This window comes from Burkholderia sp. Bp9016 (assembly GCF_003857765.1).
In the GTDB taxonomy this organism is placed as follows: Bacteria; Pseudomonadota; Gammaproteobacteria; order Burkholderiales; family Burkholderiaceae; genus Burkholderia.
The window spans coordinates 93,247-118,378 of the sequence record NZ_QTPY01000012.1 but is presented as its reverse complement, the minus strand read 5'-3'; the positions used below and the strand labels follow the sequence as shown (position 1 = coordinate 118,378).

At 65.8% G+C, this 25,132-nt stretch carries 21 protein-coding genes; 8 read left to right on the top strand and 13 right to left on the bottom strand.

Annotated features, from left to right (window positions below; genetic code table 11):
* Window positions 1-59 precede the first annotated feature (59 nt).
* A complete protein-coding gene (locus DIE13_RS16610) occupies window positions 60-1,112 on the bottom strand; it encodes an NAD(P)-dependent alcohol dehydrogenase (protein WP_124828189.1) in 1,053 nt (350 codons plus the stop codon).
* A 228-nt stretch (window positions 1,113-1,340) separates the two neighbouring features.
* Here DIE13_RS16610 and DIE13_RS16605 point away from each other — a divergent pair, with 228 nt between their 5' ends.
* Complete coding sequence (locus DIE13_RS16605; protein ID WP_124828188.1) at window positions 1,341-2,291, top strand: AraC family transcriptional regulator; 951 nt, start codon at window positions 1,341-1,343, stop codon at window positions 2,289-2,291.
* Between the two features lie 22 nt (window positions 2,292-2,313).
* Here DIE13_RS16605 and DIE13_RS16600 read toward each other — a convergent pair whose 3' ends face one another.
* From DIE13_RS16600 to DIE13_RS16580, 5 genes are all read right to left on the bottom strand, one after another.
* On the bottom strand, window positions 2,314-3,357 hold the full coding sequence (locus DIE13_RS16600; RefSeq protein ID WP_124828187.1) for a M48 family metallopeptidase: 1,044 nt from the start codon (window positions 3,355-3,357) through the stop codon (window positions 2,314-2,316).
* Window positions 3,347-4,768, bottom strand: coding sequence for an AmpG family muropeptide MFS transporter (locus DIE13_RS16595; RefSeq protein WP_124828186.1), 1,422 nt, complete (start codon window positions 4,766-4,768; stop codon window positions 3,347-3,349). The genes DIE13_RS16600 and DIE13_RS16595 overlap by 11 nt, the downstream gene beginning before the upstream one ends.
* Before the next feature lie 96 nt (window positions 4,769-4,864).
* The gene (metW, locus tag DIE13_RS16590; protein ID WP_034179337.1) at window positions 4,865-5,473 is read right to left on the bottom strand and encodes a methionine biosynthesis protein MetW; all 609 of its coding nucleotides are present in this window, start codon (window positions 5,471-5,473) and stop codon (window positions 4,865-4,867) included.
* Window positions 5,470-6,615 (bottom strand): homoserine O-acetyltransferase, encoded by a 1,146-nt coding sequence (locus tag DIE13_RS16585; protein WP_124828185.1) that lies wholly within the window; start codon window positions 6,613-6,615, stop codon window positions 5,470-5,472. Before DIE13_RS16585 ends, metW begins: the two co-directional genes overlap by 4 nt.
* 262 nt (window positions 6,616-6,877) lie before the next feature.
* Complete coding sequence (locus tag DIE13_RS16580; RefSeq protein WP_124828184.1) at window positions 6,878-9,844, bottom strand: autotransporter outer membrane beta-barrel domain-containing protein; 2,967 nt, start codon at window positions 9,842-9,844, stop codon at window positions 6,878-6,880.
* Window positions 9,845-10,405: 561 nt separating this feature from the next.
* On the opposite strand from DIE13_RS16580, the gene DIE13_RS16575 reads away from it, so the two are divergent.
* The 4 genes from DIE13_RS16575 (at window position 10,406) to DIE13_RS16560 (ending at window position 15,775) form a co-directional block, all read left to right on the top strand.
* Window positions 10,406-10,939, top strand: coding sequence for a fimbrial protein (locus DIE13_RS16575; RefSeq protein ID WP_124828183.1), 534 nt, complete (start codon window positions 10,406-10,408; stop codon window positions 10,937-10,939).
* 125 nt (window positions 10,940-11,064) lie between these two features.
* Window positions 11,065-11,826, top strand: coding sequence for a fimbria/pilus periplasmic chaperone (locus DIE13_RS16570; RefSeq protein ID WP_124828182.1), 762 nt, complete (start codon window positions 11,065-11,067; stop codon window positions 11,824-11,826).
* Between the two features lie 161 nt (window positions 11,827-11,987).
* Window positions 11,988-14,642: a fimbria/pilus outer membrane usher protein gene (locus DIE13_RS16565; RefSeq protein WP_124828181.1), complete on the top strand. Its 2,655-nt coding sequence runs from the start codon at window positions 11,988-11,990 to the stop codon at window positions 14,640-14,642.
* A gap of 125 nt (window positions 14,643-14,767) precedes the next feature.
* The gene (locus tag DIE13_RS16560) at window positions 14,768-15,775 is read left to right on the top strand and encodes a fimbrial protein (protein WP_175751049.1); all 1,008 of its coding nucleotides are present in this window, start codon (window positions 14,768-14,770) and stop codon (window positions 15,773-15,775) included.
* Between the two features lie 71 nt (window positions 15,776-15,846).
* On the opposite strand, the gene slmA is transcribed toward DIE13_RS16560, so the two are convergent.
* The 3 genes from slmA to argB are packed head-to-tail and all read right to left on the bottom strand — an operon-like array spanning window position 15,847 to window position 18,166.
* The gene (gene slmA, locus DIE13_RS16555) at window positions 15,847-16,512 is read right to left on the bottom strand and encodes a nucleoid occlusion factor SlmA (RefSeq protein WP_124828179.1); all 666 of its coding nucleotides are present in this window, start codon (window positions 16,510-16,512) and stop codon (window positions 15,847-15,849) included.
* Window positions 16,479-17,270 (bottom strand): pyrimidine 5'-nucleotidase, encoded by a 792-nt coding sequence (locus tag DIE13_RS16550; RefSeq protein ID WP_124828178.1) that lies wholly within the window; start codon window positions 17,268-17,270, stop codon window positions 16,479-16,481. The genes slmA and DIE13_RS16550 overlap by 34 nt, the downstream gene beginning before the upstream one ends.
* Complete coding sequence (argB, locus tag DIE13_RS16545; RefSeq protein WP_124828177.1) at window positions 17,267-18,166, bottom strand: acetylglutamate kinase; 900 nt, start codon at window positions 18,164-18,166, stop codon at window positions 17,267-17,269. Before argB ends, DIE13_RS16550 begins: the two co-directional genes overlap by 4 nt.
* A gap of 306 nt (window positions 18,167-18,472) precedes the next feature.
* On the opposite strand from argB, the gene DIE13_RS16535 reads away from it, so the two are divergent.
* The 3 genes from DIE13_RS16535 (at window position 18,473) to DIE13_RS16525 (ending at window position 20,773) form a co-directional block, all read left to right on the top strand.
* Window positions 18,473-18,694, top strand: a complete 222-nt coding sequence (locus DIE13_RS16535; RefSeq protein ID WP_124828176.1) for a cysteine-rich CWC family protein — start codon at window positions 18,473-18,475, stop codon at window positions 18,692-18,694.
* A 116-nt stretch (window positions 18,695-18,810) separates the two neighbouring features.
* The gene (locus DIE13_RS16530; RefSeq protein ID WP_124828175.1) at window positions 18,811-20,217 is read left to right on the top strand and encodes an ATP-binding protein; all 1,407 of its coding nucleotides are present in this window, start codon (window positions 18,811-18,813) and stop codon (window positions 20,215-20,217) included.
* A gap of 13 nt (window positions 20,218-20,230) precedes the next feature.
* The gene (locus tag DIE13_RS16525) at window positions 20,231-20,773 is read left to right on the top strand and encodes a response regulator transcription factor (protein ID WP_124828174.1); all 543 of its coding nucleotides are present in this window, start codon (window positions 20,231-20,233) and stop codon (window positions 20,771-20,773) included.
* Window positions 20,774-20,856: 83 nt separating this feature from the next.
* Here DIE13_RS16525 and hslU read toward each other — a convergent pair whose 3' ends face one another.
* The 4 genes from hslU to DIE13_RS16500 form a co-directional block, all read right to left on the bottom strand.
* A complete protein-coding gene (hslU, locus tag DIE13_RS16520; protein ID WP_124828173.1) occupies window positions 20,857-22,200 on the bottom strand; it encodes an ATP-dependent protease ATPase subunit HslU in 1,344 nt (447 codons plus the stop codon).
* Window positions 22,201-22,210: 10 nt separating this feature from the next.
* The gene (hslV, locus tag DIE13_RS16515; protein WP_006760749.1) at window positions 22,211-22,747 is read right to left on the bottom strand and encodes an ATP-dependent protease subunit HslV; all 537 of its coding nucleotides are present in this window, start codon (window positions 22,745-22,747) and stop codon (window positions 22,211-22,213) included.
* 258 nt (window positions 22,748-23,005) lie between these two features.
* On the bottom strand, window positions 23,006-23,422 hold the full coding sequence (dksA, locus tag DIE13_RS16510; RefSeq protein ID WP_006477498.1) for an RNA polymerase-binding protein DksA: 417 nt from the start codon (window positions 23,420-23,422) through the stop codon (window positions 23,006-23,008).
* A gap of 491 nt (window positions 23,423-23,913) precedes the next feature.
* Window positions 23,914-24,984 (bottom strand): CobW family GTP-binding protein, encoded by a 1,071-nt coding sequence (locus DIE13_RS16500; RefSeq protein WP_124828172.1) that lies wholly within the window; start codon window positions 24,982-24,984, stop codon window positions 23,914-23,916.
* Window positions 24,985-25,132: the final 148 nt, after the last annotated feature.

Below are 25,132 nucleotides of genomic sequence, written 5' to 3'. Positions count from 1 at the left end.
CGCCGGATGCAAAACGGGCCGCATGTCGAACATGCGGCCCGTTTCGTCTGGCGCGTCGCTTACTGCTTGAGCGACGCCATGTCCACCACGAACCGGTACTTCACGTCGCTCTTCAGCATCCGTTCGTAAGCGGCATTGATCTGCTGCATCGGAATCGTTTCGATGTCCGACGTGATCCCGTGTTCCGCACAGAAATCGAGCATTTCCTGCGTTTCCGCGATCCCGCCGATCAGCGAGCCCGCGAGGCGGCGTCGCTTGAAGATCAGGTTGAACACCTGCGGCGACGGATGGTCGTGCTCCGGCGCACCGACGAGCGTCATCGTGCCGTCGCGCTTGAGCAGGTGCAGGAACGGATTCAGGTCGTGCTGCGCGGCGACCGTGTTCAGGATGAAGTCGAGGCTGTTCAGGTGCGCGTTCATCTGCGCTTCGTCCTTCGAGATCACCACTTCGTGCGCGCCGAGCCGCTTGCCGTCCTCGATCTTCGACGGCGACGTCGTGAACAGCACGACGTGCGCGCCCATCGCGCGTGCGAGCTTCACGCCCATATGGCCGAGCCCGCCGAGGCCGACGATCCCGACCTTCTTGCCGGGGCCGACGTTCCACTGGCGCAGCGGCGAATAGGTCGTGATCCCCGCGCACAGCAGCGGCGCGGCGCCGGCCGGGTCGAGCGTCTCCGGCACGCGCAGCACGAACGCCTCGTCGACGACGAGTTGCGTCGAGTAGCCGCCGTACGTGACGTCGCCGGTCACGCGATCCTGACCGTTGTAGGTGCCGACGAAGCCGTTCTCGCAATACTGTTCGAGGCCTTCCTCGCAGCTTGGGCAGGTGCGGCACGAGTCGACGAGACAGCCGACGCCGACCAGCTCGCCGACCTTGAAGCGCGACACCTGCGGGCCGGTCGCGGTCACGCGGCCGACGATTTCATGGCCCGGCACGACCGGGTAGATCGTGTTGCGCCATTCGTTGCGGGCCTGGTGCAGGTCGGAGTGGCAAACGCCGCAGTACAGTACCTCGATCTGGATGTCGAGGTCGCGCAGCGCACGGCGCTGGAATTCGAACGGGGCGAGCGGCGACTGCGCGTCGGTCGCCGCGTAAGCGTAAGTTGTGCTCATGCAGGGGGCTCCTTGTCCGGGAAAACATCCGGCGAAACAGACTGCCGCCGCACCATGTGGCGGCGCGGCGAGACAGGTGCCCATCGTAAGCAGCGCGCGGCCGGCGCGAAATACACGAAGGTCTCGAAGATTTGCCTATTCCTCTCGAATTGCACGCGAACGGCCGTCAAAACGCTTTCAGGGTGCTACATTGCGAGCCAGATTCTCTTGCAGGACAGGACGACGCCGATGAGCTTCCAGCCCCTTTTCGACGACTCGGGCGACCGCGTGCGGCGCCGCATGATCGAGCTGCATGCGCGTCTCGCACCGAACGAGGGCGACACGCTGGCGGCGCTCGACGGCGTGCGCTTCATCCGCGTGAGCCGGCCGGTGCCGCGCATGCCGGTGCTGTACGAACCGAGCATCATCGTCGTGTGCCAGGGCCGCAAGCTCGGCTATCTCGGCGAGCGTTCGTTCGTCTACGACGCGCAGCAGTATCTCGTGCTGTCGGTGCCGTTGCCGTTCGAATGCGAAACCTTCGCGAGCATGGACGAGCCGTTTCTCGCGATCTCGATCCGCGTCGATCTCGCGGTGATCGCCGAACTCGCGATCCTGCTCGACGAGACGCTCGGCGCCGCGGTCAGCGAGCCGCACGGCCTCTACTCGACACCGCTCGATGCGCCGCTTGCCGACGCGGTGGTGCGCCTCCTCGAAGCGCTCGCGTCGCCGCACGACACGTGCGTGCTCGGGCCGGCGATCATGCGCGAGATCGCGTATCGCGTGCTGACCGGCGCGCAGGGCGACGCGATTCGCGCGGCGCTCGTTCAGCAGCATCATTTCGGCCGCATCGCGAAGGCGCTGCGACGCATCCATGCGGACCTGACGGCCGATCTCGACGTCGAGACGCTTGCGCGCGAGGCCGGCATGAGCCTCGCGGTGTTCCACGCGCAGTTCAAGCATGTGACCGCGACATCGCCGATGCAATATGTGAAGGCCGCACGCCTGCACCAGGCGCGGTTGATGATGGTGCAGGACGGCGTCGGGGCGGGGGCTGCCGCCGCGCGGGTCGGCTATGCGAGCGCATCGCAGTTCAGCCGCGAGTTCAAGCGGCTGTTCGGCCGCAGCCCGGGTGACGAAGTGCGTGCGATGCGCGAAAGCGGCGCCGGAAGCCGGCCGTTCGAATCGGTCGTCCGCGCGTAGTCCCGGTCGCCGGATGCGGCGCTCAGCGCCGCACGACCTTGCGCCGCTGCGCGCTGATGCCCGCATAGTCGGGCAGCGTGTCGACGCGTTTGCCGACCGCTTTCGCGTATAGCGGCATCAGGTCGGGCAGGCGGTTCAGCAGATCCTGCCGCCGCGTGGCGCTGTACGGGTGCAGGTAGATGAAGCCCGTCGCCTTGTCCGCGCGCGTCGCCGCCACGAGCTTGTCCCACAGCGTGATTGCCGCGCGCGGATCGAAACCCGCGCGTGCGGCGATGTCGCCGCCGATCACGTCGGCTTCGGTTTCGTCGGTCGGGTCGTAGCGCAGCGTCTGCAGGCGTGCGCCGAGGTTCAGCGCCTGCGGCAGCGGATCGCCGACGCCGAACAGCGGCGGCAGTGCGGCCGCGCGCAGCGAGGTTTGCGACGTCGTGCTGAAATTGCTGCGCGCGTGTTCGCGCAGCGCGTGCGCGATGCCATGCGCGAGCAGCACGCCTAATTCGTCGTCGTTCAGGCGCACGCGGTCGAGCATCCCGCCGTACACGAGGATCTTGCCGCCCGGCAGGCAGGTGAGGCGGATGTCGCGCGAGCGGATCGCATTGACCTCCCACGCCCAGTTCTTCACGCGATCGTTCCACTTCACCGAATACGGCGCGAGCTTCGTGACGATCGCGCGCAGGCGTTTCACGCGCGGCTGGTTCGCGGGCAGGAGGCGACCGCTGTCGGCGGCCGCTTGCACGATTTGCGTGTATTCGGTCGCGGTGAGCTGTTCGAGCAGCGTTGACGGGATCAGCGTGCGGAACGCGATCGCGTTGCCGTAGCGAACTTGCTGCGGGGTCGGCGTATAGGCTTTCGTGGACGCGGCCGCACCGGTTGGTTGCGCGGCTTCGGCCGCGGACGGTGTAACGGGCGCCGCCGGCGTGGACGGCGAAGCCGGCACGGTGGCCGGTGCAGAGTCTGCCGAGGTCGCGCTTGCGTCGGCCGCATGCGCGTTTCCCGCCGCGAGTGCGGCGATGCCGACGCTCAGCGACGCGGCGACGCGTGCCAGGTCGTGCAGTCGATCATTGCGCACGGCTGGCCTCGCCGTCGCGCGCGGTACCGTTCCACGGCGCGATCTTGAACAGCAGCAGCATGCCGGGGATCGCGAGCGCGGTGCACACGATGAAGTAATCGAACCAGCCGATCTTCGCGACGATGAAACCGCTCGCGGCCGAGGCGAGCGTGCGCGGCACCGACGCGAGGCTCGTAAACAACGCGAACTGCGTGGCCGTGTAGCGCGGATCGGTCGTGCTCGCGATATACGCGACGAACGCGGCCATCGTCAGGCCCGTCGTGAAGGTTTCGAAGCCGTAGACGATCGCGAGCGCGACCGTCATCGGGCTGAATTGCGGCATGACGGCGATGCCGAACACCGACAGCCCGGCCGCGATCGCGTGGCTCGTCGCTACCGTGAAGTCGTACAGCACCGCGAGCACCGGCGAGCCGGGGCCGAGTTGCGCGAGCCATGCGAAGCCGAGCGTCGACACCATCTGCAGCAAGCCGAAGATCCACAGCCCGCGGCCGATCCCGATCTTCACGAGCCACACGCCCCCGATGATGCCGCCGGCGACGCTCGCGACGAGCGCGGTGGTTTTCGCGACGATGCCGATCTCGGTGCGCGTGAAGCCGATGTCGAGGAAGAATGACGTCGACAGCGTGGTCGCCATCGTGTCGCCGATCTTGAACAGGAAGATGAACGCGATGACGAGCAGCGCGCCGGCCCAGCCGTCACGCTGGATGAATTCGCGGAACGGCAGCACGATCGCGTCGCGCAGGTTGCGCGGCGGCGTGCCGATCACTTCGGGTTCGCGCACCAGCAGCGTCATCAGGATGCCCGGCAGCATGAACGCGCCGGTGATCGCGAACACGACGTCCCACGGCATGTGATCGGACAGGATCAGCGCCAGCGAACCGGGGATCAGCGCGGCGAGCTTGTACGCGTTCACGTGCACCGCGTTGCCGAGGCCCTGCTCGGTGTCGCGCAGCAGTTCGCGGCGGTATGCGTCGATCACGATGTCGGAACTTGCGCCGAAGAACGCGACGAGCGTCGTGAGCGCGGCGACCGTCCAGATCGAATCGCGCGGCGACACGAAGCCGAGCGTGGCGATCGCGCCGGCGACCAGGACCTGCGTGAGCAGCATCCAGCCGCGCCGGCGGCCCGGCCGCCAGCCGGGCAGGCGCGGGATGTAGCGGTCCATCAGTGGCGCCCACAGGAACTTCCACGTATACGGGAACTGGATCAGCGCGAACAGGCCGATTTCCTTCAGGTTCACGCCCTCGGAGCGCAGCCATGCCTGCACGAGGTAGACGAGCGTGAAGAGCGGCAGCCCCGACGTAAAGCCGAGGAACACGCAGATCAGCATGTGCGTGTTCAGATAGGCGCGCCAGCCGGGGTGGTCCTCGTGAGCGGTGAGTGCGGGCGCCTCGTGTGGCGTTTTCGACATGGACAGGAACTGGGTAGCGTTGACTGATTGCGGCGGCAGCGCGCGGCGGAGGGAGCGGCGCGGGCCGGGCCCGGCGTCCGTCAACGGACTCCCGGCTCAGCTGCGCTTGACGCGGTAGACAGCAAGACTACCACGCCAGTTCGCTCCCCATCGAATCGGCTGGCCTTCGTGCAGCACGACGCGGTCGAGGATCGTCACGCCGACTTCGGGCGCGAGCGCCTCGAAATCCTTGATCGTCAGCACGCGCACGTTCGGCGTGTTGTGCCACTGGTACGGCAGCGATTTCGACACGGGCATCCTGCCGTGCAGCACCGACAGCCGGTGCGGCCAGTAGCCGAAGTTCGGGAACGACACGATGCATTCGCGGCCGACGCGTGCGGTCTCGCGCAGGATCGCGGCCGTCTGGTGGATCGTCTGCAGCGTTTGCGACAGGATCGCGATGTCGAAGCTGTGATCCTCGAACAGGCGCAGGCCGTCCTCCAGGTTCTGCTGGATCACGTTGATGCCGTTCTTGGCGCTCGCGAGCACGCCAGCGTCGTTCAGCTCGATTCCGTAGCCGGTCACGTCCAGCTCCTCCATCAGCAGTGCGAGCAGCGAGCCGTCGCCGCAGCCGAGGTCGAGCACGGTCGAACGCGGTTCGACCCAGCGCGCGATCGTGCGGAAGTCCGCGCGTGCGGACAGGGAATTCAGCGCTTGCTGGTTCATGCTCCCACCTCGTTGGCGATTCGTTCGTAATACGCGCGGATCAGGTTGTGATAGCGCGCGTCGTCGAGCAGGAACGCGTCGTGGCCGTGCGGCGCGTCGATTTCCGCGTAGCTGACCGTGCGCTTGTTGTCGAGGAGTGCCTTCACGATCTCGCGCGAGCGGGCCGGCGCGAAGCGCCAGTCGGTCGAGAAGCTCGCGATCAGGTATTTCGCCTGCGTCTGCGCGAGCGCGGCGGTCAGGTTGCCGTCGAACGCCTTGGCCGGATCGAAATAGTCGAGCGCGCGCGTGATCAGCAGGTATGTGTTCGCGTCGAAGTAGTCGGCGAACTTGTCGCCCTGGTAGCGCAGGTACGACTCGACCTCGAACTCGACGTCGAAGCTGAAGTTGTACGCGTCGAGCGCGCCGTCCGCGCGGCGCAGCGCGCGGCCGAATTTCTCGGCCATGTCGTCGTCGGACAGATAGGTGATGTGGCCGATCATCCGCGCGACGCGCAGGCCGCGCTTCGGCTTCACGCCGTGCGCGTAGTAGTCGCCGCCGTGGAAGTCGGGATCGGACAGGATCGCCGAGCGTGCGACCTCGTTGAACGCGATGTTCTGCGCGGACAGCTTCGGCGTCGACGCGATGTCGATGCAGTGCGCGACGCGCTCCGGATACATCAGGCTCCACGCGAGCGCCTGCATCCCGCCGAGGCTGCCGCCCATCACCGCGGCGAAGCGCTCGATGCCGAATGCGTCGGCGACGCGCGCCTGCGCATGCACCCAGTCCTCGACGGTGACCACCGGGAACCGCGCACCGTAAGGCTTGCCGGATGACGGATCGATGCTCATCGGGCCGGTCGAGCCGAAGCACGAGCCGAGGTTGTTCACGCCGATCACGAAGAAACGGTTGGTGTCGAGCGGCTTGCCGGGGCCGACCATGTTGTCCCACCAGCCGGTGCTGCGCGGATCGTCCGCATAGACGCCGGCGACGTGATGCGACGCGTTGAGCGCGTGGCAGACGAGCACCGCGTTCGAGCGTGCGGCATTGAGCTCGCCGTACGTCTCGACGACGAGCTGATAGTTGCCGAGCGCGCTGCCGCTTTGCAAGCGCAGCGGTTCGGCGAAGTGCATGGTCTGTGGAGCGACGATGCCGATCGATTCCATTCGTTCCGCCTTATGACTGGGCGGCTAAACGGGTGTCGGCGATGCGCGGAGTCGAAGGTGCGCGGCTGACGACCTCTTTAGCCGCATTTGTAGTGAACCTCCGGGACAAGGACAGATCAAGGCCCCGGCCGGTTCGCGCGCCCGCAATCGAGTCAGCAAATCGGCGCGCTTCCGACCTGCCGCCAACGAGGCGGCAAGTCGGCAAAGTATAGCGGAATTCGGCGGGGCGCGGATTTCGCGCTCCGCCGTCTGCCTGCCTGGCCTACCAGCGGTATTTTGCCGAGAGCTGCCCCCGAACGACCGAGTAGTCGGACAGATTGCCTTCCACGCCGACACTCGCCGATACCGAGAAGCGACGGCTCAACTGGCCGGTTGCGCCGATCCGGACGGCTGCCCGGTCGCGCGGCACGCTGAACGAGAACGCATTGCCGTCGAGCGTGAGCGCGCGCGACCCCGGGCCATGCCACCAGTTCGCTTCGACGAACGGTCGAAGCTCGCGCCCATGCGGCATCGCGGTGACGCCGTGCACCCGCACGCCGACGCGGGTCAGCACGTCGGTCGCGCCTTGACCGTCGATCCGGCCGCCCGGCGCGGCGTGTGCGTCCGCGTGGTAGTCGGATACGACGAACTGCACTTCGGGTTCGACGAAGAAGCGCGAGTCGCCGCGCTCGTAGAACGGCATTGAATAGCCCGTTTCGAGCGAGCCCGTGAGGGTGCGCGACCGGTACGAATCGGCGGCCAGACTGCCGCCGACGCTGTTCGCATATGCGCCATACATGAACCACGCATCGACGTACGGGCCGGACAGGATGTCGCGGCTGCCGTACCACGTGCCGTATACCCCGACGTTGTAGCCGGACACGCTGCCGCGCGCGGTGGCGTTCGCCATGCGCTGTTCGGTCGCGTTCCACAGCGGCCGGGTCGACCAGTTCGTCTGGCTGCCGTACATGCCCATCGCGCCGACGCGTACGCTGCCGCCGCGACCGTCGCTGAAGCGAAACAGGTCGGCGCCCGCATGAACCAGGCGGCCGTTGCCGGACACGCTGCGGCTGCCCCCCGACATCGACGTCATCTGGCCCTCCGCGCGCAGCCAGACCGCGCCGTCGAGCGGGCCGGCAGCAACGGCGTCGGTCCGCAACGAGCGGTCTTCACGTTGATGCAGCGTATGGATCGCCATCGTCGATGCCGCGTCGGCGTTGGCCAGATAGGCGTCCGGTTCGGGGGCGACCGCGCGGGGCGGCGGCGTGATCTCCGGCTTGACCGACGGATCGGGATCGACCGGCCCGGGTGGCTCCGGCGGTACGGGTTTGGCTGCGGAGACGAGATACCAGTCTTCCTTCTGCCCGCCGTCGCCGCCGCGTTTGAGCATGTAGTCGTAGCCGCCGGCCGACAACGTGCCGAAGCCTTTCCGGTAGCCGTCCGACGCCGAGTCGAGCGTGAAGGCCGACGCGTCGGTCGTGCCGCCATTGCGGGTTTCGACGAGCGGAATGCCGATGGTCGTCGGCGCACCGTCACCGCCGGAACGCTTGACGACGATGCCGGTGTCGCCCGATACATGGCCGCCGTCGATCACGAGCCGGTCGGTGGGCGATGCATCGTCCTGCAGCGTTGTGTGCAGGACCAGCCTGCCGTTGCGGGCGGCGTAGTCCCCCGTCACGACCAGCGTGCGCGGCGTCGCCGGCGCGCCGGCAGCCGGATCGGTGAATGCGATCGTCGAATCGTTCAGCGAGATGGAACCGACCGTCGAATCGGCGGTGACGGCCCAGCGGCTGTTCGTGTCCAGCGACAGCGCGCGGACGACATCGGTCGCGCCGGTCCACGCGGACCCATTCGCGAGCTTGACGTCGGTTACGGCATGCGTCGGGCTGCCGTCGTCGGTCGGATGGTTGACGATGTCGCCTTCGGCACGGGAGCCGGTGTCGAGCGAGAGGCGGACCGGCGCGTCGGACTGTGCGATGACCGACAGTAGCGTGCCGTTGCCGCCCGCCACGCGAGCGCCATTGGTCAGCGAGAGGGTGGCGTTGGACGCTTCGAGCGCGCCGTGCCGCTCGCTGACGAGCGAGCCGCCGTCGACATTCAGCGTGGCGCCGCGCACGCTGGCTCCCCACGCGCGTTCCCCCTTCGTGAGGACATCCGAGCGCAGCATGTCGACCCGGCCGCCGTATCCGATGTCGAGTGCGTTGGCCTCCTCTCCGGTGGTGAAGGCGACGGTATCGGTCAGCGACGCGATGGAGCCGGCGCCGCCCGACAGGACGGCATAGGCTTGATTGCCGTGCGTGCTGATGCTGCTCTGCCGGAGTTCGATCCGGCCGCCGAGTCGTGCGATGGCGCCGACCGCCTTGGCGCCGGTCGTCTCGACATGTGTATCGGTCGCCCGCACGACGGGTGTTTCGGTGTATTCCTTCGACGCGTAGAGACCATGTGCGCTGCGGCCCTGCGTCAACACCTGCGTACTAGTGAGCTCGACGCTGCCCTTGCGCGTGTCCACGCCGAGGGCGGCGAAGCCGTCAGTCTGCAGGCGAGCGCCGTTGAAGGTCGCCGTGGATGCGCCGGGCATGAACAGGGCCGACGAGTAATCGCCGGTGGTATGGACCTCGGTACGCGTGAACGTCGCACGCGTGCCGTCGTCGCTGACGAACGCGCCGTACGAGAACTCGCCGCCCGTGAGGACTCGCGTGGCATCGACGTTGACGACGGCGCCCGGCGCATAGTGCACGGCGATGCCGTGAGCCTCGCGTCCGCGCGTGACGATCAGGCTGTCGGCGAGGTCGATGCGGCTGCCGGCGCCATCCACGTACGCACCGTGTGCGCTGTCGTTGTCTGTGTCGACGGAGATATGCGATGCCAGCACGCTGCCGCCCCGGCGCGCGTCGATACCGGTTGCGAAAATGCCGCGCGTGCGGATTTCCGCATCGCGCAGCTCGATGCGGGAACCGGGGCCTTCGGCGGCGGCGCCGGCCGAACCGTGGCCGAACGAGAACAGGCGGGTCTTGCCCGCCGTGGTTAGCGTGCCGCCATCGATGGCAACGAATACGGGCTTGTTGTTGCCGCGTGTCGAATAGTCGCCCGGTGAGACTTCGAGCGCGATTCCCTCAGCGCGCTGCTGGTCGCCGACGTCAGGCACCTGTGCCACTGACGGTAGCGGGATGACCGCGCCCGCAAGCAATGCGGACCGGATGATGCGCTCGGTGGGGCGCAGACGGTCGAATGACGGAAACCGCAAATTCATCTGCCTTACCTCGATATAGATTGGATGGGTGCAATTTATCTTTTTGCGGCGAGGGGTGAAATGAGACGAATTCGAATTTGTCGTGCATTCGATGATCGGCGCGATATCTGGTAATTCGGCATCGCAGTACTTCGGGGCGCCGCACAATTGATATCGATGGCGTATGGGTGAAGTCGCACCTTGCCGAGGAAATACTCGCTGGCGGGAGGTGCCGAGGCCGGCCCCGCATCCGTTGTGGCGCGGCTGCGGGCGCGACGCGCCAATTTTTCGGCGCGCATGCAGGGGGGGAATAGCGACGCAGTCGTGAAATTTCCGACTGCACGGCGCTTCAAATGTTAACGCTCCATGACATTTCGGCAAATCCCTGGATCGATTGCTTGTATTTAGTACTTGTACTATCTAATTCAGGGTGATATTCGGACTACATCAAATGTAATTTGGATGTAATTTGCCGCAAAATTTGCCATGAGATGTCGCTGCACATGACGGGAATGAAGAATTAACCCGTAAAACGGCGCAGAACATTTCAAATGACCTTTAACTTTTACGGTAATGATCGAAATGAAAAAAGCAATTCTCTCGACGGTGGTAGCCGCTGCGTCTATCGCCGCATTCGCACCGGCTGCGCACGCGGCCGACGGCTTGATCGAATTCACCGGTGCGCTGACGTCGGCTACCTGCAAGATCAACGGTGGCGAGAAGGACTTCACCGTCACGCTGCCGACCGTTTCGACGAGCACGCTGGCCACGGCCGGTTCGTGGGCAGGCCGCCAGGCGTTCAAGCTGGCACTCACCGAATGCCAGCCGAATACGGGCGTCGTCAGCGCATACCTGGAGCCGGGGCCGACGGTCGACATGACCACGGGCAACCTGAAGGTCGACACGGGTGGTGCGACGAACGTCCAGATCGCGCTGCTCAACAGCACCTACGACAAGATCAACGCGGCCGGCACGAACGGCTCGCAGAACGTCGACAAGGTCAACATCAGCGCCGGCAAGGCCGATCTGCAGTTCTACGCGCAGTATCAATCGCTCGGCGGCGCGACGGCCGGCGCAGCGAAGTCGCGCGTGAACTACACGATCGCGTACAACTAAGCAGTTGACTGGGCGGCCGGCGGAAGTAGCCGGTCGCTCCGTGCCCCCCTCTCAAGTCGTTTCGTTGCCATGCGAGACGGCTTCTCAGGAAAGGTACGAATGCCTCATCAAATATAGGAGTCCATATGAATAAATTGTGGAGAAGCATGATTTGCGCGATGCTGCTGGGCTCGGGTGCAGCAGCCGGTGGCGCACACGCGAGCGTCGTGATCGACAACACGCGCGTGATCTTTCGCGCCAGCGAGCGCGAAGTGACGATCAAGCTGACGAATGCAGGCGATCGGCCTGCGCTCGTCCAGACCTGGCTCGACAAGGGCGACGCGCAAGCTGCTCCCGACAAGATCGACGTGCCGTTCACGTTGACGCCGACGATGTTCCGTCTCGATGCAAAGAAGGGACAGACGCTGCGGTTGATCTATACGAAGGAACCGCTTGCGCAGGACCGGGAGACGCTGTTCTGGCTGAACGTGCTCGAAGTGCCGCCGAAGGCGACCGACGAAGAAGCCGGCGAGAACCGCCTGCAACTCGCGTTTCGCACGCGGATCAAGGTGATGTTCCGCCCGAAGGGCCTGTCCGGCGAACCGCTCGAGGCCCCCGAGCAGGTGAAATGGTCCGTGGTGCAGGCCAAGGACGGGCACGGTTATGCGCTCAAGGGCGAAAACCCGACGCCGTACTTCGTCAACCTCGGCGAGGTCAAGCTGAAGAGCGGCGGCACCACTTATGGTGCCGGCTCCGGCTACATCCCGCCGCTCGCGTCGGAGACATTCCCGATCGACAAGCTGGAGCGCCAGCCGGACGCGACCGCCGAAGTCGACTACCTGTTCATCAATGACTACGGCGCTGGCGTGCCGGGCAAGCGCTCGCTTGCCGCACCTGCTCAGCGCTGATTCACAGCGCCCGGCGGTGCGCCGGGGCCTCCTCCCGCGGCCGCGCCGACGCGGCCTTCTTTTCCGCCGAATCGACTCCTGACTCCGGAAACGCGCACGCGCTTCCGGCGGAGCTTGACGCCCGTTCGCCGGGCACGCCGAGCCACGAGGTACGTAACACCATGACGAAGACCGTAAAACCTGATCCGCGTTACGGGGGGCCGCGCCTCCGGCCGCTGTATGCGGCCGTTCTGTCCGCGCTGGCTGCCTGCCACGCCGCGGCATCGGAGGTCGAGTCCGGCAGTGCACCGTTGACGATTGCCCAAGTCGAATTCGACCAGGGCTTCTTCCCGTCCGGCAGCAGCATCACGAACGACCTGTCGCGTTTCGAGAAGGGCAACTCGGTGTTGCCCGGCACGTACAACGTCGACATCTACGTGAACGACAATTGGATCGGCCGCGCGGACGTGCCTTTCAAGGCGTCCGAGACGACGCGCAGCGGCGACGCCCGCGCGTGTTTCGACAAGCTGCTGCTGACCCGCGTCGGTATCGATCTGGCGAAGCTCGCACCGGAGACGGCCGAGGCGCTGGCCGCGCCGGGCGCGTGCCTGCCGCTCGAACGGATCGTCGATGGCGCGACGATCGCGCTCGACTTCGGCGAGCAGCGCCTCGACCTCGGCATTCAGCAGGCGTCACTGTCCCGCAACCCGCGCGGCTACGTGAGCCGCGAGTTCTGGAGCGATGGTGTCAACGCGGGGTTCCTCGGTTACGACGCGAACGTCTACGCGTACAACAATCGCGGCGCGGGTACACAGACCCAGGGCTACCTCGGCCTGAACGCGGGCGTGAATCTCGGCGCGTGGCACTTCCGGCACAACGGCTCGTACAGCTGGAGTTCGCAGGGCAACGCGCAGTACCAGAGCCTGAACACGTATCTGCAACGCGACGTGCCGGCGCTCTTGTCGCAACTCATCGCCGGAGAGTCGTATACGACGGGCGAACTGTTCGATTCGGTCGGCTTCCGCGGCGTGCGGCTCTCGACCGACGACCGGATGCTTCCCGATTCGCTGCGCGGGTACGCGCCGACCGTGCGCGGCGTCGCGAACAGCAACGCGAAAGTGACGATCAAGCAGAACGGCGCGATCATTTACGATACGACGGTCGCACCCGGCGCGTTCGAGATCAACGACCTGTACGCAACCGGCTACGGCGGCGACCTGACGGTCGAAGTAACGGAATCGGACGGCAGTGTGCATTCGTTCAAGGTGCCGTATGCATCGGTGCCGTTGTCGCTGCGCCCGGGCATCAGCCGCTATAGCATCACGGCGGGGACCTTGCGCGATACGATGACCTCGGGCAACCCGTGGTTCACGCAGGGCACGTGGCAGCGCGGCTTTACGAATGCGGTGACCGGCTACGTTGGCGCGACGATCGCGCAGGGCTACGGTTCCGCGATGGTCGGCGGCGTACTCACGACGGGAATCGGCGCGATCGGCGTCGACTATACGCAAGCGATCACGACCGTGCCGGGCGCCGGCCGAATGACGGGCGGCAGCGCGCGAATCAGCTATTCGAAGAACGTTCCGCAAACGGGTTCCAATATCTCGATCGCCGCTTATCGCTATTCGACCGGCGGCTTTTTCGACCTGGGCGCCGCGATGCAGGCGCGCGATGCCGCCGATCGTGGGACGACCGGTATCGAGAGCGTCGTGCGCCCGCGCAATCGCGCGCAGATCACGTTCGGGCAGCAACTCGGCGAACGCGGCGGCAACCTGTCGCTGACCGCCTCGACTGTGAATTACTGGAACCGCGGCGGTTCGGACATCAACTATTCGGTCGGCTACAGCAACACGTTCCGCAACGTCAGCCTGAGCCTGCAGGCCACCCGCCAGCAATCAGCGCTTGGCCAGCAAAGCACGTTGTACTACGCGAGTGTCACGATCCCGCTGGGCCGACAGTATCCGATGACCATGAGCTCCAGCGTGTCGCACGACACGAATGGCCGCACGCAGGTGCGCTCGATGCTGTCGGGTTCGCTGGGCGTCGACCGAAACCTGTCGTATGGCGTGAACCTGAATCACAGTTCTGGAGACGGTTCGAGCGATACGTCGGGCAGCGCGAACATGCTGTACCGCGGCCGGTTGGCCGACGTGTCGGCCAGCGCAGGGTCGGGCAGCGGCAACTCGCAAGGCTCGTTCGGCGTGCGCGGCGCCGTCGTCGCGCACCCGGGGGGCGTCACGCTGTCTCAACCGCTGTCCGAAACGATCGGCGTCATCGAGGCGAAGGGCGCCGGCGGCGCGCGCGTACTCAACGCGTCGGGGGTCAAGCTCGACAGCCGCGGCTACGCCGTCGTGCCTTACCTGACGCCGTACAGCATGAATTTGGTCGAGATCGACCCGAAGGGGCTGTCCACGGACGTCGAACTGAAGACGACAAGCCAGCAGGTCGCGCCTCGCGCGGGCTCGGTCGTGATGCTGAAGTACGAGACGGAAACGGGCCGCTCCGCGGTGATTCATGCGCTGCGGCCGAATGGCGAGCCGCTGCCGTTCGGCTCGAGCGTGGTCGATGCAGCCGGCAATCCGGTCGGCGCCGTCGGCCAGGCCAGCAAGATCTTCGTTCGCGGCCTGCAGGACAGTGGCGAGCTCACGGTCAAGTGGGGAGACACGCCCGATACGCTGTGCCATATCGCCTATCAACTGCCGATACGCGATGCCGGTTCGAAGGCGGATGGGTATCAACGTATCGACACCCAGTGCGTGGCGCCCGAAGCAGGTGAGCCGTCGGTGCGGGCCACGCCAATCGCGCAACGCATGGATAAGGGCACAAGTGCACGCTGAATGGGTCGTGGTGGCGCTTCAAGCCGAGGGCCGAGCGCGGGTATCGACCTCGATGGCCCGGCGCATGCGGCCAGATGTTGCCGATATACGCTTTTCACTCAATACCGAATTCGACGGGACTTCCTATGAAACAATTCAAATGGCTTTTCGCGATATTGGCGACGTTACCGATTTCCCAGGTTGCTCATGCCGCCGTCAAGTGCACGGCGCCGCCGGGCGAGAGCGTTCCGGTGAATCTTTTCTACGATGCGAGCAGATTGCCCGCGTTCGATCCGAATGTCCCGGTGGGCGGTGTGCTGGCGAAGGTAACCCGGTTTCAGATGACGCCCCGTTCCCTCGTCATACTCACCTGCAATACCTATCTCAACAGTCTGACGACCGAGGGCACTTATCCTTATCTGGGCAATTTCTTGTATCAGACGCCGAAGGAAGGTGTCGGCATGAAGTTGAAGCACTCGGCACCGGTGATACAAGGGTATTTCCCGACTTCTTTTTCACAACCTGTACTCTATCAGGTCCAGTGGGGGGGGAGTGTCGGGCACACTTCCACGATGGAGCTGGATATCGAGTTCATCAAGACGGGACCCATTACCGGCAGAGGTAGCCTGAATGGCGAATTCGCCCGATGGAAGCTTTATGACTTCCAGGGCGCGAGCTATCGATTCGACGGTGACGTGGAAGTCAAGTCACCGACCTGTAAGGCAGCAACGGAGGGCGCGCAAACCGTAGATCTCGGCACCTATCCGACGAAGGACTTCAAGGGCATTGGCTCGGTATCGAAACTCGTGCCGTTCGCGATCAACCTGACGTGCTCGGGTGGCACCGAGAATACCCAGTCGAAGATTTTCATGACATTGACGGACAACGCGAATCCGTCAAACAGGTCGAACACGCTGTCGCTTGCGCCGGATTCGGCCGCCAAGGGGCTCGGCATCCAGGTCTTCAAGGATTCGACGCTGCTCGGCTACGGGCCGGATTCGTCGTCGGCGGGCAACGTGAACCAGTGGTATGCCGGGACGACGGGCAACGGCTTCTTCTCGATTCCGTTGAGCGCACGCTTCATTCAGACCGCCCAGACGCTCACTTCCGGGGCAGCGAAAGCGCGCATGACGTTCACCATCAGCTACCAGTAATCGGTTGCGGAAGTCGGTCAATTTCACGCGCCGCCGGCCCCGGGCGCCGCGCAGCGGCGCGGGCGGTTCGCTTACTGCAGGATCAGCCGCAAGTGAGCATCGGCCTGCTCGCCGGGCGATTTCTGGAACCCGCCCTTCGCGAAGCGATGCCACCGACCGATCACGTAGCTGACGAGCAGGCTTGCGCGCGCGGCGGGATCGTAGTCGGCAGGGAGCACGAGCGTCGTCGCGCCATCCTGCGGTGCATTCGCTTCCGTACGCGCCACCCGCAGGCACTGCTTGATGGTTGCCTCGATCCGGTCGAGCAACTGGCTGACCCGCTCGGTGAGCCGCTCATCCTCGCCGACCAGCGCCTCGCCGGTCAGTACGCGCGTCATGCCCGGGTTCTTCGCAGCGAAATTGAGCATCGTCAGTGCGATCGTGTGCGCTTGCAGCACGCCGTTCGGTTCTTTCGCGACGATCTGGTTGACGAGGCCGAACAGCGACTGTTCGATGAATTCGATCAGTCCTTCGTACATCTTCGCCTTGCTGGCGAAATGACGGTACAGCGCGGCTTCCGACACATCGAGCCGGGCCGCGAGCGCGGCGGTCGTGATTTTTTCGCGCTTGGGCGCCTCGAGCATCTCGGCGAGCGTCTGCAGGATCATCACGCGCCGCTCGCCCGGCTTCGGGCGCGGGCGGGACGGTGTGGCCTGGTCTTTCGTTACGGCTTGGTCCTGCGGGTAAGTCGGCTGCATTTCTGTCGCCCCGATCGTGTGCCCAGTCGGAGCGATTTTAACGAACGAATGCGCTGGTCGACATAATGCGGTCGGCCGATGTTCGGCAGATGGCCGGGCAGGTGGCCGGTGATCCACACGGTGCCGATGCCGAGGCGTTTGTAGCGTTTCAGGTGGCTGCGCGTATCCTCGACGAGGATCGCGTCGGCCAGCCGCGCGTGCGCGGCACGCAGGGTCCGGCGCAGCATCGCGTAGTCGGGCTTCGCGCGCCACGTGCGGCGGTCGCGCATGTGCTCGATCGCGATCACGCGCTCGAACAGCCGCTCGATGCGCAGTTCGCGCAGCACCGCGCGCGCGTAGTTCTCCGGTGCGTTGGTCAGCACGAACTTGCGGCCCGGCAGCGCGGCGACGATCCGTGCGAGACCGCGCTCGGCACGCACCATCGCGGGCAGGTCGGCAAACGTGTGGACGACGCGCAGGAAATCGTGCGGATCGATCGGATGATGGCGCGTGAGGCCGAGGAGCGCCGCGCCGTAGCGCTGCGTGTAGCCGGTGCGCAGCCGGTCGGCTTCGGCACGTTCGACGTCGAGGGCGTCGACGATGTACTGCGTCATCGCACGGTTGATCTCCGGAAAGATCGCGTGCGATGCGTGGTGAAGCGTGTTGTCGAGATCGAACAGCCAGACGGGGGTGCCGGCACGCGGCCGGCTGCGGGAGATGCGCCGGCGTCGCAGCGACGCCGGGAGACCGGAGACGGAGGGCGGGCGGCGCGCGCTCAATGCGAGCGGATCATCGTGCCGAACGGCTGCTCGGTCAGGATTTCCAGCAGCACCGAGTGCTCGATCCGGCCGTCGACGATGTGCACCGACTTCACGCCGCTCTTCGCGGCGTCGAGCGCCGACGAGATCTTCGGCAGCATGCCGCCCGAGATCGTGCCGTCTTCGAACAGCGCATCGATCTCGCGCGCGGATAGGTCGGTCAGCAGGTTGCCGTCCTTGTCCATCACGCCGGGGATGTTGGTCATCATCAGCAGCTTCTCGGCGTTCAGCACCGTTGCGAGCTTGCCGGCGACGAGGTCGGCATTGATGTTGTACGAGAGACCGTCCTCGCCGAAGCCGATCGGCGAAATCACCGGGATGAACGCGTCGTCCTGCAGCGCCTTCACGACCGCCGGGTTGATCGCCTCGACTTCGCCGACCTGGCCGATGTCGATGGTCTGGCCCGGGTTGTCGCGATCCGGCATCAGCAGCTTGCGCGCGTGGATCAGGCCGCCGTCCTTGCCGGTCAGGCCCACCGCATGGCCGCCGAAGTGGTTGATCAGCATCACGATGTCCTGCTGCACTTCGCCGCCCAGCACCCACTCGACGACTTCCATCGTTTCTTCGTCGGTCACGCGCATGCCCTGGATGAAGGTGCCGGCCTTGCCGATCTTCTTCAGCGCGTGATCGATCTGCGGACCACCGCCGTGGACGATCACCGGGTTGATGCCGACCAGTTTCAGCAGGATCACGTCGCGCGCGAAGCCCTGCTTGAGCCGCTCTTCCGTCATCGCGTTGCCGCCGTATTTGATCACCACGGTCTTGCCGTGGTAGCGGCGAATGTACGGCAGCGCTTCGGCGAGGATTCCTGCTTTCAGCGTGGGGGCGATCTGCGAGAGGTCGAGGGGCTCGGACATGGCGGCGGCTCTGGCTGGGAACGGTTGAAACAGGGCGAATTGTACAGGAGTGGCGCAGCGCAGCATCGGGTTTTTGGGCCGGCCGGAAGGCGAGTGTGGCCGCCCGGGCACCCCGCGCGGCGGCCCGCCGGCCATGGCGCCGGGGTGTGCGGCATCGATGCGGACGGCAGCGCGGGCGGCGCCCGCGCGCCGCGCGTCCCGGCGCGATGTCGGGGCACGTCGGCCGTCCGGCCGACGTGCAAAATCCGCGCGCCGCGCTATGCTTGTCGCGTAGGGCGACTTCATGCCCGCTTCCGCGATTGCGCCATGACTGATTCCGCCGCCGCCCGTTCGGCCCCGCACCGCGCGCGCTGCCCGCACTGCGGGCGCGGCTTCGACTGCGGCGCCCGCACGCAGCCGTTCGACTGCTGGTGCGCGTCGATGCCGGTGCTGCCCGGCGATGCGCCGCCCGCGGCCGGGGCGCGCTGCCGATGCCCGGAATGCCTCGCCGACGAGATCGTACGGCGCATGGCCGGCGCGCCAGGCTGACCGTGGGCGGATGGATCCCCGCGGCGCGAGGCGCCGGTGCGTCGCGGCCCGTGCGCGCAACGTCCAGGGTCCGGCCCCGCGAGGGGCGTCGGGCGCTAAACGGGTAAACTGGCCGGATGCAACGAATCACCACCACCGGGCGCGTCAACCTCAGCCACCTGTTCTGGCTGCGCAATCTTGCGATCATCGGCCAGCTTGCGACGATCGGCGTCGTGCAGACCTATTTCGGCGTGCATCTGCCGTTGCCGGCGATGCTGATGGTCATCGTGCTCGAAGTCGTCTTCAACGCGCTGACCTGGGTGCGGGTGCTGCGCGCGCGGCCCGAGACCAATTTCGAGCTGCTCGGCCAGCTATGGGTCGACCTCGGTGCGCTGTCGGCGCTGCTGTTCCTGTCGGGTGGCACGACCAATCCGTTCGTGTCGCTGTACCTGCCGTCGCTCGCGATCGCGGCGGCCGTGCTGCCGTGGCACCTGATGATCTGGCTCGCGGCGTTCGCCGTCGCCTGCTACGCGGCACTCGGCTTCGATTCGGTGCCGCTCAACATGGACAACCCGGCGAACCTGTTCGACTACTACCGCACCGGGATGTGGGTGAACTTCATGGTCAGCGTCGGGTTGACCGCCTGGTTCGTCGCGCGCATGTCGAACGCGCTGCGTCAGCGCGATGCGGCGCTCGGCGAAGCGCAGGCGCATCTGCTGCGCGACGAGCGGGCGGTCGCGCTCGGCGTGCAGGCCGCTACCGTCGCGCACGAGATGGGCACGCCGCTGTCGACGATCGCGATGCTCGCCGAGGAATTGCGCGACGCAGCACGTGCCGATCCGGGGCTCGCGCGCTATGAGGCCGACCTGAAGGTGCTCGAAGAGCAGATGACACTCTGCACGTCCGCGCTTGCGCGCCTGCGCAGTCGTGCGAGCGCGCCCGCGAGCCGCCAGCCGGTGGGCGACTGGCTCGACACGTTCGTCGAGCACTGGCGGCTGCGGCATCCGCACGTGCAGTTCGAGCTGCTCGGCGCACGCCCGTCGGGCGTCGCGCTCGACGACACGGTCGCGGCCGGCCAGATCCTCACGATCCTGCTCGACAACGCCGCGCGGGCCAGCCCGCACCGCGTGACGCTGGCCGCACGGCTCTCGTACAACGACCGGTCGGCCGAACAGATCGAATTCGAAGTATGCGACGACGGGCCGGGCATTCCGGCCGCGCTGCGCGAATCGCTCGGCGCGATGCCGGTCGACAGCACGCAGGGCGGGCACGGGGTCGGCCTGTACCTGGCATTCAGCGCGGCCGTGCGCCTGGGCGGCGAGATCGAGCTGTCCGACGTCGCACCGCGCGCGGCAAGCGCCGCCGCGCGCGCGGGCAGCGCGGCGAACGGCCATGCTTCTGCCGCACCGGGGCAGCGCGCGGCCGAGCGCACGGCGGCCACACCGGACAGCCGCCAGGCCGGCGCTCCCGGCCGCGGCACGCGTGCGGTGTTGCGCCTGCCGGTGACGCACATCGCGGCGCCTGCCGCCTCAACCAACACGTAGACGGAGAAACCACATGAGCGAGAACAATTTCCTGGTGATCGACGATAACGAGGTGTTCGCGGGTACGCTCGCGCGCGGCCTCGAGCGCCGCGGCTACGCGGTGCAGCAGGCACACGACAAGGAGGTGGCGCTGCGGCTCGCCGCCGGCGGCAAGTTCCAGTTCATCACCGTCGACCTGCATCTCGGCGAGGATTCGGGCCTGAGCCTGATCGCGCCGCTGTGCGACCTGCAGCCCGACGCGCGGATTCTCGTGCTGACGGGCTACGCGAGCATCGCGACCGCCGTGCAGGCCGTGAAGGAAGGTGCCGACAACTATCTCGCGAAGCCGGCGAACATCGAGTCGATCCTGGCTGCGTTGCAGACCAACGCGAGCGAAGTGCAGGCCGACGAGGCACTCGAGAACCCGGTCGTGCTGTCGGTCGACCGGCTCGAGTGGGAACACATCCAGCGCGTGCTGGCGGAGAACAACAACAACATCTCGGCGACTGCGCGCGCGCTGAACATGCACCGCCGCACGCTGCAGCGCAAGCTCGCGAAGAAGCCGGTGCGCCAGTAAACGGTGGGGCGGCGCCTGTCGCCCGCACCAACGAAAACGGGCGGCCCGTGGGGCCGCCCGTTGCGCATTCGCCGCCGCGTACGTTACAGCACGTAGCGCGACAGGTCTTCGTCCTGCGACACCTGGCCGAGCGCCTGGTCGACATACTTCGCGTCGATCGTCACGCGCTCGCCGGCGTGGTTGCCTGCCGAGAACGACACTTCCTCGAGCAGTTTCTCGATGACCGTGTACAGCCGGCGCGCGCCGATGTTTTCGGTCTTCTCGTTGACCGAGTACGCGATCTCGGCCAGACGGCGGATGCCGTCGGCGGCGAACTCGAGCTGCACGTCTTCGGTTGCGAGCAGCGCCTGATACTGCTTGACCAGGCTCGCATCGGTCGCGACAAGGATCGCCTCGAAGTCGTTCACCGACAGCGAGTCGAGCTCGACGCGGATCGGAAACCGGCCCTGCAGTTCCGGAATCAGGTCGCTCGGCTTCGCGAGATGGAACGCGCCGCTCGCGATGAACAGGATGTGATCGGTCTTCACCATCCCGTATTTCGTGTTGACCGTCGTGCCTTCGACGAGCGGGAGCAGATCGCGCTGCACACCCTGGCGCGACACTTCGCCGCCGCTGCCTTCGTTGTTGCGCGACGTGATCTTGTCGATCTCGTCGAGGAACACGATGCCGTTCTGCTCGACGTTCTGCACGGCCTTCGTCTTCACTTCCTCGTCGTTGAGCATCTTCGCCGCTTCCTCGTCGGTCAGCAGCTTCAGCGCTTCCTTGATCTTCACCTTGCGGCGCTGCTTCTTGCCGCTGCCGAGGTTCGAGAACATCGAGCGGATCTGCTCGGTCATCTCTTCCATCCCTGGCGGCGCCATGATGTCCATGCCTGCCGACGGCTGCTCGAGGTCGAGTTCGACTTCCTTGTCGTCGAGCTGGCCTTCGCGCAGACGCTTGCGGAAGGTCTGGCGCGTCGAGTTGTTGTCGTCGTTCGCGTGATCGGCGTTGCCGCCGAAGCCCACCGCACGCGGCTGCGGCAGCAGGATGTCGAGGATGCGGTCTTCCGCCTGGTCGGTCGCCTTGCTGCGCACCTTGCGCATCTCGGATTCGCGCGTCTGCTTGACCGAGATCTCGATCAGATCGCGCACGATGCTGTCGACGTCGCGGCCGACGTAGCCGACTTCGGTGAACTTGGTCGCTTCGATCTTGATGAACGGCGCATCGGCGAGCTTCGCGAGGCGGCGCGCGATTTCGGTCTTGCCGACGCCTGTCGGCCCGATCATCAGGATGTTCTTCGGCGTGATTTCCTGGCGCAGCGGGTCGGCGACCTGCTGGCGGCGCCAGCGGTTGCGCAGCGCGACCGCGACGGCCTTCTTCGCCCTGGCCTGGCCGATGATGTGCTTGTCGAGTTCCGAGACGATCTCGGCAGGGGTCATGGTGCTCATGGTGCGGTCCTTACTCGATCGTTTCGATGATGCGGTTGTGGTTCGTGTAGATGCACATGTCGCCGGCGATCTCAAGCGACTTCTCGACGATCTCGCGCGGCGACAGCTCGGTGTTCTCCGCGAGCGCGCGGGCCGCGGCCTGCGCATAGGCGCCGCCCGAACCGATCGCGCAGATGCCGCCCTCCGGATCGAGCACGTCGCCGTTACCGGTGATCACCAGCGTGGTGGTGGCATCGGCCGTGATCAGCATCGCCTCGAGGCGGCGCAGCATTCGGTCGGTACGCCAGTCCTTCGCGAGCTCGACGGCCGCGCGGGTCAGGTTGCCCTGGTGCTTCTCGAGCTTCGCCTCGAAGCGATCGAGCAGCGAGAACGCATCGGCGGTGCCGCCCGCGAATCCGACCAGTACCTGGTTGTTGTAGATCCGCCGCACTTTCCGCGCGCCACCCTTCATGACGATGTTGCCGAGGGTTACCTGGCCGTCGCCGCCGAGCGCGACCTTGTCGCCGCGCCGGACCGAAACGATGGTCGTGCCGTGAAATTGCTCCATCTGCGTTCCTTGAGAAAAACGGGGAAGAGTCGGGCGGCGCGAGGCGCCGCCGCATGAATCGCAGTGCGCCGGGAAGCGGTCCGGCGCGCGTCCGTGTCATTTTAGGGCGGCCGCCGGGATATCAAGAGGGGGATGCAAATCGTCCGGCGCGCGTCGTCGCCGGCAGGCCGGCACCAGGGCCGGTGCCGGAAAAACAAAAAGCGCGCGGCAGGCCGCGCGCTTTCGGGAAGCAGCGTGTTTGAGCGGAGCGCCGCTCGATCAGTCGCCGAACAGCTTCTGGCGCAGCTCGCGGCGCTCTTGTGCTTCGAGCGACAGCGTGGCCGTCGGACGCGCGAGCAGGCGCGGAATGCCGATCGGTTCGCCTGTTTCCTCGCACCAGCCGTAGTCGCCGGAATCGATGCGGGCGAGCGATTGCTGAACCTTCTTGAGGAGTTTGCGTTCGCGATCGCGCGTACGCAGCTCGAGCGCGTGCTCTTCCTCGATCGTCGCGCGATCGGCGGGATCGGGCACGATCACCGTCTCGCGCAGGTTCTCGGTCGTCTGGCCTGCGTTCTTGAGGATGTCCGCCTGCAACTGTTCGAGCCGATTTTTGAAGAAGGCGAGCTGATCCTCATTCATGTAATCCTTGTCGCTCATCTTCAGGATTTCGGCTTCGGTCAAGAGTTTCTTCGTCATCTGCTTGCTTCTTCAATGTGCGGCAAATCCGGAGATAGTGCCTGCACTTTGGGATTACCCGCAACTGCGCTTGCAATCATTTGCGATTTGCCGCCGCGGGGCCGAAAGCCTCTGGAAAACCGGTTCTCAAATACCAGGATAGGCCTGGCGCGGATTTGCGCGCGGCGAACCGGTGTGCTGCGCGGCAGATCGCTTCGGCCGCGGCCGGGTAATGGATGGGCGATCCGGCGCGGTTGCGATGCCCGGGTAATGGTTCTGCAAGAACCGGGCCTGTTATTGCCGTACTCCAGCGGGCACGTATTGTAACTGAATCGCAAGCGGGCGCCGTATCGGGTCGATCCCCGTCGGCTGCGCCAATATCTAGAAAATATAACGCGCAAATCGCGAAAAAGCGATGACGGCGAAACCCTTCCCGGAAAAGGCACCGCGCGACGGCCCCGGCAACTCGCCGAGGCGGCCGCGCGGGCGGCTCGCGGGGCTTGCCCGGATGCTCAGGCGAGGCAGGCGTCGAGGCCGTCGGTGATCAGGTCCTGCGGCAGGTCGACGCCGATGAACACCATCTTGTTGGTCTTCTTCTCGACCGGCAGCCACTTGGCGGCGAGATCGCTGCCCATCATCTGGTGCACGCCCTGGAACACGACCTTGCGATCGACCCCCTTCATGTACAGCACGCCCTTGTAGCGCAACATCCGTTCCCCGTAGATCTGCAGGATGCCGCCGAGGAAGTCTTCCAGCTTGTTCGGGTCGAACGGGCGGTCGTTGCGGTACACGAACGACTTGATCTTGTCGTCGTGGTGCGCGTGATGGTGGTGGTGACCGTGGTCGTGATCGTGCGCGCATTGACCGTGATCGTGGTCGCAATGCGCGTGATCGTGATCATGGTCGTGGTGATGGTGCGCGTGGTCGTCCTCGGCGAGGAAGTCCGGGTCGATCTCGAGCTTCGCGTTCAGGTTGAAGCCGCGCAGGTCGAAGATTTCCTTGATGTCCGCTTCGCCGAAATTCACGACCTTGATCGCCGCCTTCGGGTTCATGTGCATCAGGCGGTGCTTGAGCGCCGCGACGGTCTGGTCGTCGACGAGGTCCGACTTCGTGATGAACAGGCGATCGGCGAAGCCGACCTGGCGCTGCACCACTTCGTGTTCGTCGAGCTGCGCGTTCGCGTGCTTCGCATCGACCAGCGTGATGACGGCGTCGAGCAGGAAGTCGTCGGCGATTTCGCTGTCGATGAAGAAGGTCTGCGCGACGGGGCCCGGGTTCGCGAGGCCGGTCGTTTCGATCACGATGCGGTCGAAATCGAGCTTGCCTTCGCGCTTCTTCGCGGCCAGGTCGCCGAGCGCGCGGGCGAGGTCGCCGCGGATCGTGCAGCAGATGCAGCCGTTGCTCATCTGGATGATCTGCTCGTTCGAGTCCTGCACGAGGATCTCGTTGTCGATGTTCTCTTCGCCGAACTCGTTCTCGATCACGGCGATCTTCATGCCGTGCTGTTCGTTCAGGATGCGCTTGAGCAGCGTCGTCTTGCCGCTGCCGAGGAAGCCGGTGAGGATGGTGACGGGAGTGGCCATGTCGGTCGCCTGTGGTTCGTGAATCGGGGTCAAAACCAGGATGTGTGCGTCGCGCCGTCGACTCGCGAGCCGGGGCGCACAACCATCCATTGAAACATACCTGTCAAGCCCGCGCCCGTCGTCCGGACGACAGGGGCGAGCGCGCATC